Below are 17,657 nucleotides of genomic sequence, written 5' to 3'. Positions count from 1 at the left end.
GGCAACTGCTAGCAGCGGCATCGGGAATTTGCGCGAACCGGCATAGCGGGACGGCGACTCGTCACCGCTAAGCCGGTACCGCCGCGCGAACGCCCGCCAAACCAGTTTTGCTTCGTCATGGCACCTCTCCGCTGTCCCTGCGGTGCCGATCCTGCTCCCAATTGCCGGAAAATCATCCCGCTTTGGGTTGCCTCTGCGGCCAAATCCGCTAAGGCCGCGCCGGGCCCGCGCTGGTCGTTTTTGGCCCGGTTCAGCAGGACAGCATCATGGCAAATGTTACCGTCATCGGGTCGCAATGGGGCGACGAGGGCAAGGGCAAGATCGTTGACTGGCTCGCCAGCCGCGCCGATGCCGTGGTCCGGTTCCAGGGCGGTCACAACGCCGGCCATACGCTCGTCGTCGGCGAGCAGGTCTACAAGCTGTCGCTGCTTCCCTCGGGCATCGTCACCGGGACGCTGTCGATCATCGGCAACGGCGTGGTGCTCGACCCTTGGGCACTGCGCGACGAGATTACGAAGCTGCGCGGCCAGGGCGTCGCCATCAACCCCGAGAATTTCGCGATCGCCGACAATTGCGCGCTGATCCTCCCCTTCCACCGCGACCTCGACGCGCTGCGCGAAACCGCCGCGGGCGCGGGCAAGATCGGCACGACCGGGCGCGGCATCGGCCCCGCCTATGAGGACAAGGTCGGCCGCCGTGCGATCCGCGTCTGCGACCTTGCCCATCTCGACAAGCTCGAGCCGCAGCTCGACCGCCTGACCGCGCACCACGACGCGCTGCGCGCCGGTTTCGGCGAACCGCCGATCGACCGCGAACGGCTGGTCGCCGACCTTCGCGAAATCGCCGACTATGTGCTCGAATATGCGCAGCCGGTGTGGAAACGCCTGAAAAAGGTCCGCAAGGCCGGCGCGCGCATCCTGTTCGAAGGCGCGCAGGGCGTGCTGCTCGACGTCGATCACGGCACCTATCCCTTCGTCACCAGCTCGAACACGGTCAGCGGCACCGCTGCGTCGGGTTCGGGCCTCGGCCCCTCGGCGGTCGGTTTCGTGCTCGGCATCGCCAAGGCCTACACGACGCGCGTCGGCAGCGGCCCCTTCCCGACCGAGCTTGAGGACGAGATCGGCCAACGGCTCGGCGAGCGCGGGCATGAATTCGGCACCGTCACGGGGCGCAAGCGCCGCTGCGGCTGGTTCGACGCGGTGCTCGTGCGGCAGAGCTGCGCCGTGTCCGGCGTCACCGGCATCGCTCTGACCAAGCTCGACGTGCTCGACGGCTTCGACACGATCCGCATCTGCACCGGCTATCGCCTCCGCGGCAAGATTCTCGACTATTTCCCGGCACACGCGGCCGATCAGGCTGAGGTCGAGCCGATCTACGAGGAGATGGACGGCTGGCACGAAACGACCGCGGGCGCGCGCAGCTATGCCGACCTGCCCGCGCAGGCGATCAAATATGTCCAGCGCGTGCAGGAACTGATCGAAACCCCGATCGCGCTCGTGTCGACGAGCCCCGAGCGCGAGGACACGATCCTGATCCGCGACCCGTTCAGCGACTGACGCCGGCAGCGGCGACTTCGCGGATCGCCGCGACGAAGCCCGCCGGGTCGTCCTCCTGGATGAAATGCCCGCCCTTCAGCGTGCGGTGAGCGACGCCGCGCGTTCCCGGAACGCGGCTGGTGAACAACGCGTCGCCGCCGCGCGTGATCGGATCGCCGTCGGAAAAACAGCAGAGGAACGGCTTGTCGAACGCCTCCAGCGCTGCCCATGCGCGTTTCTGGTCGGGCACCGCGACATTGTCGCCGAGCGGCACGAACGACGGATAGACGCGCGCCGCAACCTTCGACGCGCGCGTCGGGAACGGTGCATCATAGGCCGCGATTTCTTCGACGCTCAATTCGCGCTTCGTCCCCGCCTTGACGATCTTGCCGATCGGGAAGACCGGGCTGTAGCGCGAGAAGGCGCGCCAGATGGCGAAGGCGCGCGGCGCGGGCTGCCCCTCGGGCAGGCCTCCGTTCGAGAGCGCGACCCCGGCGAACCGTTCGGGCATTTCGGCGACGAGCCGCAGCCCGATCAGCGATCCCCAATCCTGACAGGCGAGGATCATGTTTTTCAGGTCGAGAGCCTCGATCCACTGGCGCATCCACGCAACCTGCGCGGCATAGCTGTACGCGCCGCGATCGAGCGGCTTGTCCGACCGACCGAAACCGATGAGGTCGGGCGCGACGATGCGAAAACCCGCCGCCGCCGTCGGGCCGATCATGTGGCGGTATAGATAGGACCAGGTCGGCTCGCCGTGCAGCATCAGCACCGGCTGCGCGGTGCGGTCGCCCTCGTCGGCATAATGGACACGCAGCCCGTCCGCGATTTCCAGATAGTTCGGCGCATAAGGCCAGTCGGGCAACGCCGCAAAGCGCGCATCGGGTGTGCGATAATTGGTCATGATGTCGATCCCCCCAAACGCATCTTAACCGCCGCGGACGCACTGGCAACCACTTGCCGGGCAGCACCAAAACCGTCAGGATCGCGCGATGCGTTCGTGCATCCTCTCCGCCTCCCTGCTGCTCGGCGCGTGCGGCGCCGCCAGTTCGCAGCCGGCGCTGCCCGCGGGGACCAAGGTCGACCGCCTGCTTGTCGACAAAAGCGACCGGGTACTCATCGCCTTTGCCGGGAACCGCGAGGTCGTGCGCTATTCGGGCATCCGCTTCGGCGACGCGCCGCAGGGGCACAAGCAGTTCGAGGGCGACGAGCGCACCCCGGAGGGGCGCTACACGATCAACGGGCGCAATCCCGCAAGCGCCTATCACCTGTCGCTGCGCATCTCTTATCCCAATGCCGCCGACCGCGCTTATGCCAGGGCAAAGGGCCGTTCGCCCGGCGGCGACATCTTTATCCATGGCCAGCCGAACGCCTGGCCCGGCCCCGCCATCGCGCGCGACTGGACCGATGGCTGTATCGCGCTATCGAACGCCGAGATAAAGCAGCTGTGGGACATCGTTCCCGACGGCATCCCGATCACCATCCGACCCTAGGAACCCGCCATGCCCCGCCATATCCTCGTTTTCTACGGCAGCTATCGCCGCGACCGGCAGGGCATCAAGCTCGCCCACTGGATTGTCGAAGCGCTCAACGCCCGCGGCGACAGCGCCGAACTGATCGACGCAAAGGCGATCGACCTGCCGATGCTCGACCGCCGGTTCAGCGATTATGCGCCGGGCGAGGCACCCGCCACGATGGCCGAACTCGCCGCAAAAATTTCCGCCGCCGATGGCTATGTCTTCGTCACCGGCGAATATAATGGCGGGCTCCAGCCGGGGCTCAAAAATCTCGTCGACCATTATCTCGACGGTTTCGCGTGGCGCCCGGCCGCGATCGCCTCCTATTCGGCGGGTCCGTTCGCCGGGGTTCGCTCGGCGACGGCATGGCGCACGACGCTCGGCGCGATGGGCATGATCGTCACCTCGACCCCGCTCGGCCTTGCCCGCATCGGCGGTGCGTTCGATGCCGACGGCAATCCCGCGGGCGAGGATGGCACGCGGATCGCGCGAGCCTTCCCCCGCTTTGCCGACGACCTCGGCTGGTGGATCGATGCCGCCAACGCGCAGCGCGCCGCGCAGGCTCCGCCCTTCTAGCCCGATTTGAGCTCGGTTTTCAGCCGCAAGCTCGCGCGCCAGAAGAAGAAGGCAGGGATAAGGCCCAGCCAGGCGGCGCCATAGAGCACCCAGCGCACGCTTTCCTGTCCGGCGAGCGGCTGGAGCGCATCGGACAGCACTCCGAAGAGGAACGGCCCCAGACCGAGCCCGATCAGATTCTGTCCGAACAACATGATCGACGCTGCGACGGCGCGCGCGCGGGGCTGGACCAGCCCCTGCACGCAGCCATAAGCGGGACCATAATAGGCAGCGTTCAGCATCGTCGGCAGGACGAGCAGCGCGACCGCGATCCGCCAATCCTCTGTCAGATATCCGAGGAACAGCACAGGCGCGGCGAGCGCCATGCCATAGGCGGGAAAGGTCAGGATGTGCCGTTTGTCGCGCGCACCGAACTTGTCGGCGAGTTTGCCGCCAAGCCAGGTACCGACCACGCCGGCGACCCCGAGCACGACCGCCATCGACAGCCCCGCCTCGGTCGTCGACAGGCCGTGGCTGCGGATGAAGAAGCTGATCGTCCACAGCCCCTTGCCGTAACCGAGGAAGGCGGTAACCGACGCCGCGATCAGGATATAGACGAAGGCGCGCGACGCGAAGATTTCGCGCATCGCCTCCCCCGTCGACAGCGGTACCGTCGCCGCCGCTGCCGCCGCGGCTTCGGCCGTCCGGCTGTGCCGCGGCTCGCGCATCACGAACAGTACGACGAGCGCGAGCAGCAGCCCCGGCAAGCCGACGAGCATCAACGCGATGCGCCAGCCGTACAGATCGTTGACGATGCCGCCGATGATCAGCCCGAGCAGCGACCCGATCGGCACGCCGAGCCCGTAGAAGGCGATCGCCGACGAGCGCTTTTCGGGCGCGACGCTGTCCGAAATCAGCGAGTGCGCTGCGGGGGTACACCCCGCTTCCCCGACCCCGACGCCGATGCGCGCGAACAGCAACTGGACAAAATTCTGCGCCAGCCCGCACACCGCGGTCATCGCCGACCAGATTGCGAGCGCAAGTGAAATTAGGCGGACGCGGTTCGTCCCCTCCTTGTCGGCATAGCGCGCGATCGGGATGCCGAGCAAAGCGTAGAAGACCGCGAAGGCTGGCCCCGCGAGCAGGCCCAGTTCGGTGTCCGAAAGCCCCAGATCGGCCTTGATCGGTTCGGCGAGGATGTTGACGATCTGCCGGTCGAGGAAGTTGAAGATATAGACGATCAGCAGGATCCACAGCATCGTCCGCGTTTGCGCGGACACGCTGGTGGCCGGTGAGGCGATGCCCTGCGACAAGGCAGCTTTATCGGTCATTTTTATCTCCCGCCGCCATCGGAGCAACCCGAAGGGGCGGAGTCAACGCCATTGCGGCGCTTCGAAAATGTCCGCTTGCAATTGCCGCTACGGCTGCCAGCCTGCGGCCCATGCAAAAAATTTCGCTGCTCGCCGCTTCCGCCCTGCTCGCTACCGCGCCGGCCGCCGCGATGCCGCCGCCGCTTCCCGAGGTCGAGGGCAAGGACGCCGCGACGCTGCAGGACGAAATGACAGCCCGACGGATCAATAGCGACGTCATCACCGCCACTTACCTCGAACGCATCCGCATGCTCGACGATAATGGCCCGAAACTGGATGCGGTGATCGCCGCCTCGCCCGACGCGACAAGCCGGGCCTTCGATCTCGATCAGGAACGCCGGGCGGGGCGGGTGCGGGGCCCCCTCCATGGTATCCCCATCCTGCTCAAGGACAATATCGAGGCGGCCGGGCCACTTCCCACGACCGCAGGCTCGCTCGCACTGAAGGACAATGTGACCGGCCGCGATGCGCCGCTCGTTGCGCGGCTGCGCGATGCGGGCGCGATCATCCTCGGCAAGACGAACCTCAGCGAATGGGCGAACATCCGCTCGGACAATTCGACAAGCGGGTGGAGCGCGGTCGGCGGCCTCACCAAAAACCCCCATGCGCTCGATCGCAACACATGCGGTTCCTCGTCGGGCAGCGCCGCCGCGGTCGCCGCGAGCCTCGCGCCGCTCGCGATCGGCACCGAAACCGACGGCTCGATCACCTGCCCCGCCGGAGTCAACGGTATCGTGGGTTTCAAGCCAACGGTTGGCCTCGTCAGCCGCACGCATATCGTCCCGATCAGCCACAGTCAGGACACGGCGGGACCGATGACGCTGACGGTGCGCGACGCCGCCGCGGTGATGACGGCCATCGCGGGCAGCGATCCCGCCGACCCTGCGACCGCTGAAGCCGACGCGCGCAAGACCGACTATATCGCCGCGCTGTCGCCAGGCGCGCTGAAGGGCAAACGCATCGGGGTTATGCGCGACCGTGTCGGCGACCGCGCCGATGTCGCCGCGCTGTTCGGGGCCGCACTCAAGCAGATGGAGAGTCAGGGCGCGACGCTGGTCGAAATCGCGGACAGCCGGAAAGGCAGTGAGGAGCTCGGCACCGCCGAGTTTGAAATATTGCTCACCGAACTCAAGGCGGACCTGGCGGCCTATCTCGGCACCCTGCCGGACGCGAACGCGCCAAAGTCGCTGGCCGACCTCATCGCCTTCAACAAGGCGAATCCCGAGGAGCTAAAATGGTTCGACCAGTCGCTGTTCGAGATGGCCGAAAGCAAGGGCGGGCTCGACAGCCCCGCCTATCTCGCCGCGCGCGAAAAGGCGGCGCGGCTCGCCGGACCCGAAGGTATCGACCGTTTGTTGAAAACCCATGAGGTCGACGTGCTCGTCGGAGTCACCAACGGACCCGCGTGGGTCAGCGATCTTGCCAGAGGCGATAGCTACAACAGCCCCGGCACCAGCCAGCTCCCCGCCGTCGCCGGTTATCCGCACCTGACAGTGCCGATGGGCGCGGTGGAAGGGCTGCCGATCGGGCTCTCGTTCATCGGGGCCAAGTGGAGCGACGCCGACGTGCTGGCGGCGGGCTATGCCTATGAACAGGCGAGCGAGAAGCGCGTAACGCCGACATATCGTGCCAGCGCCGCGCCCTGACCTTTACGCCGGCTTCTTGAACCGCATCATGAAACGGTCGGTCTTGCCGCGGATCGCGGGGTCGAACACATTCTTGCTGTGATCGTCCGCCGCGATGCGGAGTGCATCGCTGTCGCCGTCGAAAACGAAGCCCGCGCGCTCCATGTCGGCGCGCACTTTCGCGGGATCGATGCGGTGCAATTTTTCGACGAGTTCGCGCGTGTCGCCCGCGGGGCCGACATGGTCGACGACGATCACCGATCCGCCGGGGCGCACCGCGCTGAACCAGTTCGCCACCATCGCATCGACATCGACGCGCGGGAATTCGAACTTCTCGCTCTGCCAATAGAGGTCGTGATAGACGAGGTGGGTGAAGATCATGTCGACGCTTTTCGGCGCCAGCACGATCGTGTTTACCGGCCGAACCATCGGCGCCATGTTCGGATAAGCCTTGGCGATCGTCGCCCAGGTTTCCGCCTTGTGGAACCGCGGCGGGTTCATCGGGATCACCGTGCCTTTCGGTCCGACGAGATCGGCGAGCATTTCGCTGTAATAGCCATTGCCCGCGAGCAGGTCGGCGACGGTCGACCCGCGCTTTACCTGCGCAAAGGCGAGCACGTCGGCAGGATGGCGACCTTCGTCGAGCTTGCGATTATCGGCAAGGCGGCTCTTGTCGGCGACCGCGGCGGCGACCGCCTTGTCGAGCGCGGCGGCTGCGGCAGGTACGGTCAGCAAAAGGGCCGCCCCGAACAGCGGTGTCAGCAGTCGATATTTTCTCATGACATCTCTCCCCGGTTTCAGTGCCATCTGAAACCGCGGGAATCGGATCGCGAGCAGCGTTCGACCAGCCGTCGCCGCGCGACGATCAGCGCCGGTCGCTGCGGCGCTTCCAGCCCATTTCTTCGAGTTCGAGCAATTCCATCGGCACGTGAATGGCACGCACCGCAAGCCGGACCTCGACGAGGAACAGGATCAGCGAGACGAGCAGCAGCAGCATCGCCGCGGCAAAGGCCCACGACGCCGCGACCCCCAGGTTGATCCCGGTGAACGCCTGCGTGAACAGCAGCGCGACGAGCACGCAGACGACGATCCCGCACGCCACCGCGGAGAGGATCGAATTGTTGATGATCCCCATCCGCCGGTCGGCGATGCGCAGTTCGGCAACGATGCGCTCATGCTCGAGGCCCTCGGTCTCGGACCAGCGCTGCATCAGGCTGCGCGACCGGTCGACGACGCGCGCGAGCCGGCCCGCAATGACGTTGAGCAGGCTGCCGGTCGCCACCAGCAGGAATACCGGCGTGACCGACAACTGGATCGTTTGCGCGATCGCGCTCGCGTCGAGGGTCATTATCCCCCGCTGCCCGCCGCGACCGAAGGCGTGTTCACGCCGTGCATGGCGAGGAATTTGCGAACGTTGCGCGCCGCCTGACGGATGCGCTGTTCATTCTCGACCATCGCGATGCGGACATAGCCTTCGCCGTCCTCGCCATAACCGACGCCCGGCGCGACCGCGACCTTGGCGTGGGTCAGGAGCTGCTTCGAAAATTCGAGGCTGCCCATTTCCTTGAGCGCCGGGGGCAGCGGTGCCCAGGCGAACATCGACGCTTTGGGGCTCGGGATATCCCAGCCCGCGCGGCCGAAGCTTTCGACCATCACGTCGCGGCGCTTCTGATAGAGTTCGCGGTTCTTCGCGACGATGTCCTGCGGGCCGTTGAGCGCCGCGCACGCCGCGGCCTGGATCGGGGTGAAGGCGCCATAATCGAGGTACGACTTCACGCGCGTCATCGCAGCGATCAGCCGTTTGTTGCCGACCGCAAAACCCATACGCCAGCCCGCCATCGAATAGGTTTTCGACATCGAGGTGAATTCGATCGCGACATCCTTCGCGCCCGGCACCTGCAGGATCGAGGGGGTCGGGTTGCCGTCGTAATAAAGCTCGGAATAAGCGAGATCCGAAAGTACCCAGACCTTGTTTTCCTTCGCCCAGGCGACGAGGCGTTCGTAGAAAGCAAGGTCGACGGCTTCGGCGGTCGGGTTCGACGGATAGTTGACGACAAGGATCGACGGGCGCGGCACGGTGAACGCCATCGCGCGATCGAGCGCGCGCCAGTAATTCTCGTCGGGCGTCGTCGGCACGCTGCGGATCGTCGCGCCGGCGATGATGAAGCCGAAGGTGTGGATCGGGTAGCTGGGGTTCGGCGCGAGGACGACGTCGCCCGGACCGGTGATCGCGGTCGCGAGGCTCGCGAGCCCTTCCTTCGACCCCATCGTCACCACGACTTCGCTTTCGGGGTCGAGTTCGACGTTGAAACGGCGTGCGTAATAATTGGCCTGCGCGCGGCGGAGACCCGGAATGCCCTTCGACTGCGAATAGCCGTGCGCGTCGGGCTTCATCGCGACTTCGCAGAGCTTTTCGATCACATGCGCGGGCGGCGGCAGGTCAGGGTTGCCCATCCCCAGGTCGATGATGTCTTCTCCCGCGGCGCGGGCGGCCGCACGCATCGCATTCACTTCGGCGATGACGTAGGGCGGCAGGCGCTTGATGCGATAGAATTCATCTTCGGACATGGGAAACTAGAACAACTCCTTTGCGTTACTTGTTGAATTGACGCGCGCGGCAATCTCGCCAGCGGCATCGCGGCTTGTTATAGGCATAATATCCGCACTGACCAGCAGGAACGAGCATGAACGACACGGGCAAGGACGACACAATCGAAACGCCGAATCCCTTCATGCCATCCCCCGACGACATGCAGCATTGGGCAAGCGTGATCGGGCGCGCGCAGCAGATGATGCTCGAATATGCGCTGGGCCAGGCGAACGACGGCCATGCCGGCGCCGCGGCATTGTTCGACCCCGCCAAATGGCTCGACAATCCGGCAACGAAGTTGTGGACCGAGCAGTCGTCGAAAATGTGGGAACAGGGGGTCGCCTTCTGGACCTCGCTCGCCAGCATCGGCCAGCCGATCGTCCCCGACGCGCCCGAGGCTGCGAAGGACCGCCGCTTCACCGACCCCGACTGGATCGCCAATCCGGTCTTCGCGATGATCCGCCAGACCTATGGCCTGCTCGCCGAACAGATGCTGGCGACGACGCGCCAGTTCGAAGGACTCGACCCCACGGCGCGCGCGAAGATGGAATTTGCAGCAAAAGCGATGGCTGACGCGATGGCGCCGACCAACCTCGCGCTCACCAACCCCGAGGTGATCCGGCGCGCGGTCGAGACGCGCGGCGAAAGCCTGCTTAAGGGTCTGAAGCACATGCTCACCGACCTGTCGCGCGGACAATTGAGCCATGTCGACTCCGACGCGTTCGAAGTCGGGGTCAATATCGCGACGACGCCGGGCAAGGTGATCCACGAAACCGACCTCTACCAGCTCATCCATTATGCGCCGACGACGAAAGAGGTCTTCACCGTCCCGCTCGTCATCTTCCCGCCGTGGATCAACCGCTTCTACATCCTCGACCTCAATCCCGCGAAAAGCTTCGTCGCCTGGGCGGTCGAACAGGGGCTCAGCGTGTTCGTCGTGTCGTGGAAGTCCGCCGACGCGTCGATGAGCGAGATCGTCTGGGACGACTATGTTGCGGCGCAGGTCGATGCGATCGACACGGTGCGCGAAACGCTGGATGTCCCGCACGTCCATACGATCGGCTATTGCGTCGCGGGCACCACGCTCGCCGCAACGCTCGCGATGCTGTCGGCGCGCGGGGAGGCCGACAAGGTCAAGTCGGTGACCTTCTTCACCGCGCAGGTCGACTTCGAACAAGCGGGCGACCTCAAAATGTTCGTCGACGACAGCTATCTCGCGCTGCTCCAGCAGCTTTCGGCACCGGGCTTCCTCGACGGGCGCTATATGGCGGCGACCTTCAACAGCTTGCGCGGGCGCGACCTGATCTGGAATTATGTCGTCAGCAATTACCTTCTCGGCAACGACTATCCGCCGTTCGACCTGCTCTACTGGAACGGCGACACGACGAACCTGCCCGCAAAGTGGCACCGGCAATATCTGGTCGACCTCTATCGCGACAATCGCATGGTGATCCCGAACAGCCTGTCGGTGATGGGGACGCCGATCGACCTCAAGAAGATCGAAACCCCTGCCTTCATCCAGGCGGGGCGCGAGGACCATATCGCGCCGCTCGCCAGCGTCTGGCGGCTGATGGATCATCTGTCGGGCCCCAAGACCTTCCTCCTCGCGGGTTCGGGGCATATCGCGGGGGTCGTCAACCCGCCCGCCGCGGGCAAATATCAATATTGGACCGGCGACAGCGGCGCCGCGACGCTCGAAGATTTTGTCGCGGGCGCCAGCGAGACCAAGGGCAGCTGGTGGCCGCACTGGATCGGCTGGATTTCGGCACAGGATAGCGCAAAAACCGCCGTAAAGGGCGCCCGCATCCCCGGAAAAGGCGCCAAAAAGGCGATCGAGGACGCTCCCGGCCGCTATGTCAAACAGCGGTAATATCTAGCGAATATCCTCGCCGTCGGGGCGCGGCGGCAGTATTTTTGTGCAGTGCACAAAAAACCTCTTGAAATCGCCGCGCCACTCCTATATTGTGCACTGCAACATAAAGGAGTTGTCCCTATGGCTACCAAGATGGATAGTGCCGAAAAGGCTTTCGAAGCCGCGACGCTGGAAACCCCCGCAAAGCCGGTGGCGACTCCTGCTGCCCCGGCCCAGGCTGCTGCACCCGCAGTCGCTCCGGCCGCGGCCCCTGCCCCGATCAAGACGGTGAAGGCAAAAGCCAAGCCGGCGAAAAAGGCTGCTGCCCCGAAGGCTGCTGCCAAGAAGGTCGCTCCCAAGAAGGCGACCGTGAAAATTGCATCCAAGCCCCTCAAGGCCGCGCCGAAGCCGGTTGCCGCCGCCACCAAAGGATTCAAGACCATGAACGACACCGTCAAGAAGTTCGCCGACGAAGCGAAGACCCGCGCCGAAGCCCTGACCGCCGACTTCAACGAGAAGGCGAAGGAAGCGATGAGCAAGACCAGCAAGCTCGCCGAAGAAGCCGTCGAATTCAACAAGGCGAACGTCGAAGCGCTCGTCGAAGCTGGCAAGATCGCTGCCAAGGGCATCGAAACGCTCGGCCAGGAAGGCGTGACCTACGCTCGCAAGAGCTTTGAAGACACGACCGCCGCGCTGAAGGGCTACACCGCCGTCAAGACCCCGGCCGACTTCTTCAAGCTCTATGCCGAAAACAGCAAGAAGGCGTTCGACGCCGCTGTTGCGCAGACCTCGAAGACCAGCGAACTCGTCGTCAAGCTGACGAACGACAGCTTCGCGCCGATCTCGAACCGCGTTTCGGTCATCACCTCGAAGATGAAGGCCGCCTAAGGCGCTTTCACCTTCCGTTGGCGCGGGCACCTTCCCCCTCCCTCCCCGCCTGCGCCGACACCCCAAGGCCGCTCGCTTCCTCAGGAAGCGGGCGGTACTTGTTTTTCCGGTGGCCCGTTCGCCACGCTGGCGAACAAGAGGTTAAAATCCGCGCGCGCGCCCCTTGCGCTTCGACCGCGGCTTGCGATATTCCTGACCATGATGTTTCGAGTTTCCACCCCATTTCCGGTCCGCGCGATGGCGGACAAGGATGACGGCGCGCCGGGCAGCCCCGGCGTCGGCATTGCGACGCGCACGCGCGCCAAGGCCAAAAAGCCGTCGATGTACAAGGTGCTGCTGCTCAACGACGATTACACGCCGATGGAGTTCGTCGTGATGGTCCTCCAGCGCTTCTTCAACATGGATATCGAGCAGGCGACGCAGGTGATGCTGCACGTCCACCAGCAGGGCGTCGGCGTGTGCGGCGTGTTCAGCTATGAGGTTGCCGAGACCAAGGTGAACCAGGTGATGGACGCCGCGCGGCAGAACCAGCACCCGCTGCAGTGCACGCTGGAAAAGGCCTGACGCCTATTCGGCCGCAGGCTTTTGCGCCGCGTCCAGCAATTCCGGCAATTCCGGAAACAGACGGCGGTAGATGACGTCGGATGCCGCCCTGTCGGCCAGGCCAAAATAGGAATCGACCAGCACCTCCGCAAATCGCTGTCCGGCTGGCGTTGCGATGAAACGCCGGACGGCGGCCAGATCGGTCGCCGACATCAAGCGAAACTGATTGACCAGCGGCACATATATATTGGTCTGCTCTTCGGGCCAAACCGCATCGACGCGGGAATAGATGGCCCCGACAAACGCCTGAAGAATGGGCTGTTCCTGAATATCGGGATGCGCGACCGCGAGCCAGCCGAGCGCTTCTCTGCCTACCGCGGAACGCGTCCGAGAGCGCAAATCGCCGTCGTACGGAGCGACCAGTTCTTTGGCCAACCCACTGGCTTCGGCCATCACCGCCGGATCGGGTGGCGGCGGTGGAGGTGGGATCGCATGCACCGGCATGGCGAAAGCGAGGAGCGCGACAAGACTGGCAAGTGATCGGCTGCGCATATTCGTCCCCTCTATCAGGCGGATAGCGTATCAGAAAGCGACCGGAGGTCTACCCCGCCCGTGCCGCCTGCTCGGCCCTGAGTGCCGGCGACGGCTCGCCCTTCAGATCGCCATAGCCCAGCGGTGTGCCGCACCCCGGACAGACCATCGCCGTGCCGACGTCGGTTCCGCACGCCCGATGGATGTAGCGCATCGCCGGCCCGTCGCCGGTCTCGCCCTCGGCATAGGCCCAGCGCTCGGCCCAGCCGCGCATCGCATAGAGCACGCCGAACAGATCCTTACCCTTGTCGGTCAGCCGGTATTCGTGGCGGGGTGGGTTGTCCTGATAGGCATGGCGTTCGATCACGCCTTCGCTCTCCAGCAATTTGAGCCGCGCCGACACGAGTTGCGGCCCGAGCCCGGTGTTCGAAGCGATCGCCTCGAACCGGCGCCGCCCGAAAAACAGGTCGCGCAGGATCAGCAGCACGGCGCGGTCGCCGAGCAGTTCGGCCGACCGCCCGACGGGGCAATAAGTATCCGAAAGATCAGCGCGCCTGGGCATCTCGCGTCCTTAGCCTCCTTCGGCGGGGAACAGAAATCACTTGTCACTATGATTATCATAGTTACGATAGGCGGCAAGAGGAGAGTCGCATGTCCAATCCAGCCGCCGTCATCATTGGAGCCGGCGATGCCACCGGCGGCGCGATCGCCCGCGCTTTCGCTGCCGAAGGGCTGACCGCCTGCGTCAACCGCCGCGCACGCAATGCCGACCAGCTCGAAGCGCTCGCGCAGTCGATCCGCGATGACGGTCATCGGGCACGCGCCTTTCCCGGCGACGCGCGCGTCGAGGAGGAAATGATCGCGCTGTTCGACCAGGTCGAGGCAGAGGTCGGGCCGGTCGAGGTCGCGGTGTTCAACATCGGCGCCAATGTGAACTTCCCGATCGCCGAAACGACGGTGCGCGTTTACACCAAGGTGTGGGAAATGGCGTGCCTCGGCGGCTTCCTGATGGGGCGCGAGGCCGCGAAACGGATGGCGCCGCGCGGCCGCGGTACGATCATCTTCACAGGCGCCACCGCAAGCCTGCGCGGCGGATCGGGCTTCGCCGCCTTTTCGGGCGCCAAGGGCGCTCTGCGGATGCTCGCCCAGTCGATGGCGCGCGAACTGGGGCCGCAGGGCATCCACGTCGCGCACACGATCATCGACGGCGCGATCGACACCGATTTCATCAAGGGCCGCCACCCCGATTTCGACAATGCGAAGGCGCAGGACCTGATCCTGAATCCCGATGCCATCGCCGCCAATTATGTGATGCTCCACAAACAGCCGAAAAGCGCGTGGACCCACGAACTCGACCTCCGTCCCTGGGGAGAAAAATGGTGACCCAAAGTCCAGCAAAGACGCTCGAACTCATCTTCGATTTCGGCAGCCCCAACGCCTATCTGTGCATGAAGGCGCTCCCCGAACTGCTCGATCGCACCGGCGCCGACCTGGTCATCACGCCGTGCCTGCTCGGCGGCATCTTCAAGGCGACGGGCAACAAGGCGCCGATGATCCAATATGCCGACGCGCCCGCGAAGCTCGCTTATGAAAATCTGGAAATGCGGCGCTTCATCGAAAGGCACGGCCTCGCCAAATTCCGCATCAATCCGCACTTCCCGGTCAACACGCTGACGATCATGCGCGGCGCGATCGTCGCGGCCGACGAGGGCACGCTCGACGACTATGTCGACGCGGTGAACCGCGCGATGTGGGAGGAAGGACTGAAGATGGACGACCTCGAGGTCATCGCGACCTTCCTGTCGGCGAACGGCTTCGACGGCCCCGCGCTGCTTGCGCGCACGCAGGAACCCGAAATCAAGGCGAAGCTGGTCCAGAACACCGAAGCCGCGGTGTCGCGCGGCGTGTTCGGCATCCCGACCTTTTTCGTCGGCAGCGAGATGTTCTTCGGCAAGGATCGCCTCGCGCAGGTCGAGGAAGCGCTCGGCTGACGGGTCAGTTCGCCGCGGGGCGCCCCGCGACCCAGATTCCCGCCAGCACGAGTGCCAGCCCGGCGACATGGAACAGGTGCAGCGCTTCGCCGAGGAACAGCATCGCAAGCCCCGCGCCCATCAGCGGCATCACGTTCATAAACTGTGCCGTCGCCGCCGAACCGATCAGCTCGACCCCGCGATTGAAGAAGAGATAGGCGAGAAACGACGGAAAGACCGATACATAGGCGATCGCGAGCGCGCTGCCCGTTTCGGGCACGATCCGTCGCCCCGAAGCGAGCTCCATCAGATAGACGGGGGCGATCACGACCAGCCCGACCATGATCGACGCCGCGAGGAAGCTCAGCGGATGCACCGGAGGCCGCTTGCGCAGCAGCACCGAATAGAGCGCCCAGAGCAGCACCGCGAAGGCGATGATCGCGTCGCCGGCTTTCAGTCGCAGCGCAAGAAGCCGCGCGAGATCGCCGCGTGCGATGACCATCAGAACGCCGGCGAGCGACACCAGCACCCCCGCGATCTGCCGCGCGCTCGTCCGGTCGCGCATCACCAGCCCGCCGAGCATCAAGATCAGCGCGGGCTGCGCCGACTGGATCAGCATCGAATTGAGCGCGGTCGTCGTCTGCAACCCGCTGTAGAGCAGGGTGTTGAAGGCGCCGATACCAAGCGCGCCGAGGATCGCCATGACCGGCCAGTGCGCGCGCAACACGGGCCAGTCGCGCTTCAGGTGCGGCCAGGCGAGCGGGAGCAGCAGCGCGAGCGCGAAGGTCCAGCGCCAGAAGGACAACGCGGCGGGCGGCACCAGCTCGCGCGCGGCGCGGCCGACGATCGAATTGCCCGCCCAGAACAGCGCGGTCATCGAGAGCAACGGATAGGCCCGCGACCAGAGCGCCGCAGCCGGGCCGTCGTTTCGCATGATATTCCGGCTCCCGCTGGGTCCCCGACCGTCCGTCATCCCGGCGCAGGCGGGAATGACGGACCGGGATTAGCCCGACCTCAGGTGAAGTCGAGCTGGATGATCTCGCTGGGGGTTGCGCGGCAATACATCTCGACCTGCTTCGCGCCGTCGGGATAGGTCGCGGTCATCGTCGCGCGGATGCGCCAGCCGCCATTGCCCTGTTCGAGCGAGACCAGCTTGTCGTACGACAGCCGCGTCCCGCCGGTGATGCCGATCTGGCGCGCGGCATCGTTCATGCAATTCTGCACCGATGGCCGCGCTGCGCTCGGCAGGCCGCTGAGGTTGGCGCTCAGCGTGGCGGGCCCCTTCGCCGGATGCGTCGTTGCCGCTTCCTCGGTCCCGTCGGGTTTCTTCTTTTTCTTGCTCGCCAGCAGCGCGATCAACCCGCCCGCGACGACGATGCCGCCGATGATCAGCCCGGTGCTCGGCCCCTTGTCCTTGTCTTTTTCGGGGGGGCGAACGTTGCGATAGCCATAGCCGAACTCGGCGCGGCAGCCCTTGTCGACCCAGATATAATCCTCGGTATAGCCCCATTGGCGCCCGGCATTGCACTTGCCGGCGATCTTGCGCGTGAGCTCGACACGGTTGTTCGTCCGGACATTGCACTGCTGGTAGCGATAGCTCCACGATTCGCAGTTCATTGTGCCGGCGAAGTCGTCGACCGGCTGCGGCAGCGGGGTCGGATAGCCGCCATCATTGGCATAGCCATAGCCGAATTCGGCGCGGCACCCGCCGGTCACCCAGATATGGTCGCTGCCATAACCCCAGCCGCGTCCGCGCGCGCAATCCCCGCCGAGGATGCGTTGGATTTCGACGCGATTGTCGGTCCGCACATAGCAACGCTGCTCGCGATTGCCGCGCGATTCGCAGCGGATCGTTCCCGCATAGCCGGTGCCGGGCCTTGGCGGCTGGATCTGGGGTCCGCCGGTGGGCGGCCAGGGCCGGGTCTGCGCGGCGACCGGAAGCGCCAGCTGCGTTCCGACCAGTGAAAGCGACGTGATGATCGCGACGACAGGATTCCGCATGTCTTTCCCCTTTTCGACAAATGCTTTTCCGTAAAACGCAGCCCTTACGCATTCCGTCTAAGCCGCCATGGTTTCATATTTCGGGCATCAGCGCCACGAAGAAAGCGTGGAATGCACGGAATGACTTAACCAATCATCGGACTTTCCTTGGCGCCTTTGATCGATTAGCTTTCGCGCCGGGTCGCGCCACCGCAACAGGGAGAGCCGACACATGACGACATCGATCATCGACGGACGCGTCGAATCCGCCGAACTGCGGCGCGCACGCGGCGGCCTATCCGTCTTTCGCACCATCACCTTCCAGCCCGACAGCGGGCCGACGCGCACCATCCGCAATGCCGTGGTCAAACAGAATGTCGCCGACGAGTTGACCCCCGGCGCGCAAGGCCGCTTCTATCTTTACAACGCCTTCGACCAGAAGGGCGTTCACGGCGTCCGGACCCCCGACGGCCGCGCCACCTATGGTTTCGCCACCAACAACCAGAAGCTTTTCCTGCTGACCGGCGTGCTTTCGGTGGTGTGGATGGCGTTGCGGATCGCGACCGAGGGCGACGTCCCGCTGCTGGCCATATTGCTGCTGATCCTCGGCGTTGTCGGCTATATCTTCATGGGCAAGGGCGAACGCGAGGCAAAGGCCCAGTTCGACGGTGACGGGGGCTATCATCCTACATAGCTAGTCG

General features: G+C 65.0%; 19 protein-coding genes. 10 read left to right on the top strand and 9 right to left on the bottom strand.

Features of this window, described 5'->3' with window-relative positions; genetic code table 11:
• The first annotated feature begins 266 nt into the window (after nucleotides 1-266).
• The gene (locus ACIPPQ_RS03685; protein WP_446542840.1) at nucleotides 267-1,556 is read left to right on the top strand and encodes an adenylosuccinate synthase; all 1,290 of its coding nucleotides are present in this window, start codon (nucleotides 267-269) and stop codon (nucleotides 1,554-1,556) included.
• Here ACIPPQ_RS03685 and ACIPPQ_RS03680 read toward each other — a convergent pair.
• Complete coding sequence (locus ACIPPQ_RS03680) at nucleotides 1,546-2,439, bottom strand: haloalkane dehalogenase (RefSeq protein ID WP_446542839.1); 894 nt, start codon at nucleotides 2,437-2,439, stop codon at nucleotides 1,546-1,548. The two genes, ACIPPQ_RS03685 and ACIPPQ_RS03680, sit on opposite strands and share 11 nt — an antisense overlap.
• Before the next feature lie 88 nt (nucleotides 2,440-2,527).
• Between ACIPPQ_RS03680 and ACIPPQ_RS03675 the strand changes: the two genes are divergently transcribed.
• Both ACIPPQ_RS03675 and ACIPPQ_RS03670 read left to right on the top strand, forming a co-directional pair.
• Nucleotides 2,528-3,028: a L,D-transpeptidase family protein gene (locus ACIPPQ_RS03675; RefSeq protein ID WP_446542838.1), complete on the top strand. Its 501-nt coding sequence runs from the start codon at nucleotides 2,528-2,530 to the stop codon at nucleotides 3,026-3,028.
• 9 nt (nucleotides 3,029-3,037) lie between these two features.
• Nucleotides 3,038-3,628, top strand: a complete 591-nt coding sequence (locus ACIPPQ_RS03670) for an NADPH-dependent FMN reductase (RefSeq protein WP_446542837.1) — start codon at nucleotides 3,038-3,040, stop codon at nucleotides 3,626-3,628.
• On the opposite strand, the gene ACIPPQ_RS03665 is transcribed toward ACIPPQ_RS03670, so the two are convergent.
• Nucleotides 3,625-4,938: a spinster family MFS transporter gene (locus ACIPPQ_RS03665; RefSeq protein WP_446542836.1), complete on the bottom strand. Its 1,314-nt coding sequence runs from the start codon at nucleotides 4,936-4,938 to the stop codon at nucleotides 3,625-3,627. The genes ACIPPQ_RS03670 and ACIPPQ_RS03665 overlap by 4 nt on opposite strands.
• Nucleotides 4,939-5,048: 110 nt before the next feature.
• Between ACIPPQ_RS03665 and ACIPPQ_RS03660 the strand changes: the two genes are divergently transcribed.
• On the top strand, nucleotides 5,049-6,623 hold the full coding sequence (locus ACIPPQ_RS03660) for an amidase (protein WP_446542835.1): 1,575 nt from the start codon (nucleotides 5,049-5,051) through the stop codon (nucleotides 6,621-6,623).
• Between the two features lie 3 nt (nucleotides 6,624-6,626).
• Here the strand turns inward: ACIPPQ_RS03660 and ACIPPQ_RS03655 are convergent, their stop codons facing one another.
• The 3 genes from ACIPPQ_RS03655 to ACIPPQ_RS03645 form a co-directional block, all read right to left on the bottom strand.
• Nucleotides 6,627-7,382: a class I SAM-dependent methyltransferase gene (locus tag ACIPPQ_RS03655; protein ID WP_446542834.1), complete on the bottom strand. Its 756-nt coding sequence runs from the start codon at nucleotides 7,380-7,382 to the stop codon at nucleotides 6,627-6,629.
• Between the two features lie 85 nt (nucleotides 7,383-7,467).
• Nucleotides 7,468-7,950: a DUF2721 domain-containing protein gene (locus ACIPPQ_RS03650; RefSeq protein ID WP_446542833.1), complete on the bottom strand. Its 483-nt coding sequence runs from the start codon at nucleotides 7,948-7,950 to the stop codon at nucleotides 7,468-7,470.
• On the bottom strand, nucleotides 7,950-9,170 hold the full coding sequence (locus tag ACIPPQ_RS03645) for an LL-diaminopimelate aminotransferase (RefSeq protein ID WP_446542832.1): 1,221 nt from the start codon (nucleotides 9,168-9,170) through the stop codon (nucleotides 7,950-7,952). Before ACIPPQ_RS03645 ends, ACIPPQ_RS03650 begins: the two co-directional genes overlap by 1 nt.
• Nucleotides 9,171-9,286: 116 nt before the next feature.
• Here ACIPPQ_RS03645 and ACIPPQ_RS03640 point away from each other — a divergent pair, with 116 nt between their 5' ends.
• The 3 genes from ACIPPQ_RS03640 (at nucleotide 9,287) to clpS (ending at nucleotide 12,496) form a co-directional block, all read left to right on the top strand.
• Nucleotides 9,287-11,062, top strand: a complete 1,776-nt coding sequence (locus ACIPPQ_RS03640; protein WP_446542831.1) for a PHA/PHB synthase family protein — start codon at nucleotides 9,287-9,289, stop codon at nucleotides 11,060-11,062.
• Nucleotides 11,063-11,185: 123 nt separating this feature from the next.
• Nucleotides 11,186-11,932: a phasin family protein gene (locus tag ACIPPQ_RS03635; protein ID WP_446542830.1), complete on the top strand. Its 747-nt coding sequence runs from the start codon at nucleotides 11,186-11,188 to the stop codon at nucleotides 11,930-11,932.
• A gap of 201 nt (nucleotides 11,933-12,133) precedes the next feature.
• A complete protein-coding gene (gene clpS / locus ACIPPQ_RS03630; RefSeq protein ID WP_446543106.1) occupies nucleotides 12,134-12,496 on the top strand; it encodes an ATP-dependent Clp protease adapter ClpS in 363 nt (120 codons plus the stop codon).
• A gap of 3 nt (nucleotides 12,497-12,499) precedes the next feature.
• Here clpS and ACIPPQ_RS03625 read toward each other — a convergent pair whose 3' ends face one another.
• The gene (locus tag ACIPPQ_RS03625; RefSeq protein WP_446542829.1) at nucleotides 12,500-13,027 is read right to left on the bottom strand and encodes a hypothetical protein; all 528 of its coding nucleotides are present in this window, start codon (nucleotides 13,025-13,027) and stop codon (nucleotides 12,500-12,502) included.
• Between the two features lie 49 nt (nucleotides 13,028-13,076).
• Nucleotides 13,077-13,568, bottom strand: a complete 492-nt coding sequence (locus ACIPPQ_RS03620; protein ID WP_446542828.1) for a winged helix-turn-helix transcriptional regulator — start codon at nucleotides 13,566-13,568, stop codon at nucleotides 13,077-13,079.
• A gap of 89 nt (nucleotides 13,569-13,657) precedes the next feature.
• Between ACIPPQ_RS03620 and ACIPPQ_RS03615 the strand changes: the two genes are divergently transcribed.
• Together ACIPPQ_RS03615 and ACIPPQ_RS03610 are read left to right on the top strand one after the other, a co-directional pair.
• Nucleotides 13,658-14,389, top strand: coding sequence for an SDR family oxidoreductase (locus ACIPPQ_RS03615; RefSeq protein WP_446542827.1), 732 nt, complete (start codon nucleotides 13,658-13,660; stop codon nucleotides 14,387-14,389).
• The gene (locus ACIPPQ_RS03610; protein WP_446542826.1) at nucleotides 14,386-14,997 is read left to right on the top strand and encodes a DsbA family protein; all 612 of its coding nucleotides are present in this window, start codon (nucleotides 14,386-14,388) and stop codon (nucleotides 14,995-14,997) included. The genes ACIPPQ_RS03615 and ACIPPQ_RS03610 overlap by 4 nt, the downstream gene beginning before the upstream one ends.
• Nucleotides 14,998-15,001: 4 nt before the next feature.
• On the opposite strand, the gene ACIPPQ_RS03605 is transcribed toward ACIPPQ_RS03610, so the two are convergent.
• Both ACIPPQ_RS03605 and ACIPPQ_RS03600 read right to left on the bottom strand, forming a co-directional pair.
• On the bottom strand, nucleotides 15,002-15,910 hold the full coding sequence (locus tag ACIPPQ_RS03605; RefSeq protein ID WP_446542825.1) for a DMT family transporter: 909 nt from the start codon (nucleotides 15,908-15,910) through the stop codon (nucleotides 15,002-15,004).
• An 80-nt stretch (nucleotides 15,911-15,990) separates the two neighbouring features.
• Nucleotides 15,991-16,977 carry a DUF3011 domain-containing protein gene (locus ACIPPQ_RS03600; RefSeq protein WP_446542824.1) on the bottom strand — a complete coding sequence of 329 codons (987 nt, stop codon included), beginning with the start codon at nucleotides 16,975-16,977 and terminating at the stop codon, nucleotides 15,991-15,993.
• 211 nt (nucleotides 16,978-17,188) lie between these two features.
• Between ACIPPQ_RS03600 and ACIPPQ_RS03595 the strand changes: the two genes are divergently transcribed.
• Nucleotides 17,189-17,650 carry a hypothetical protein gene (locus ACIPPQ_RS03595; protein WP_446542823.1) on the top strand — a complete coding sequence of 154 codons (462 nt, stop codon included), beginning with the start codon at nucleotides 17,189-17,191 and terminating at the stop codon, nucleotides 17,648-17,650.
• Nucleotides 17,651-17,657 lie beyond the last annotated feature (7 nt).

Source organism: Sphingopyxis sp. LARHCG72, from assembly GCF_052871675.1.
This window is presented reverse-complemented; position numbering and strand designations above follow the sequence as displayed.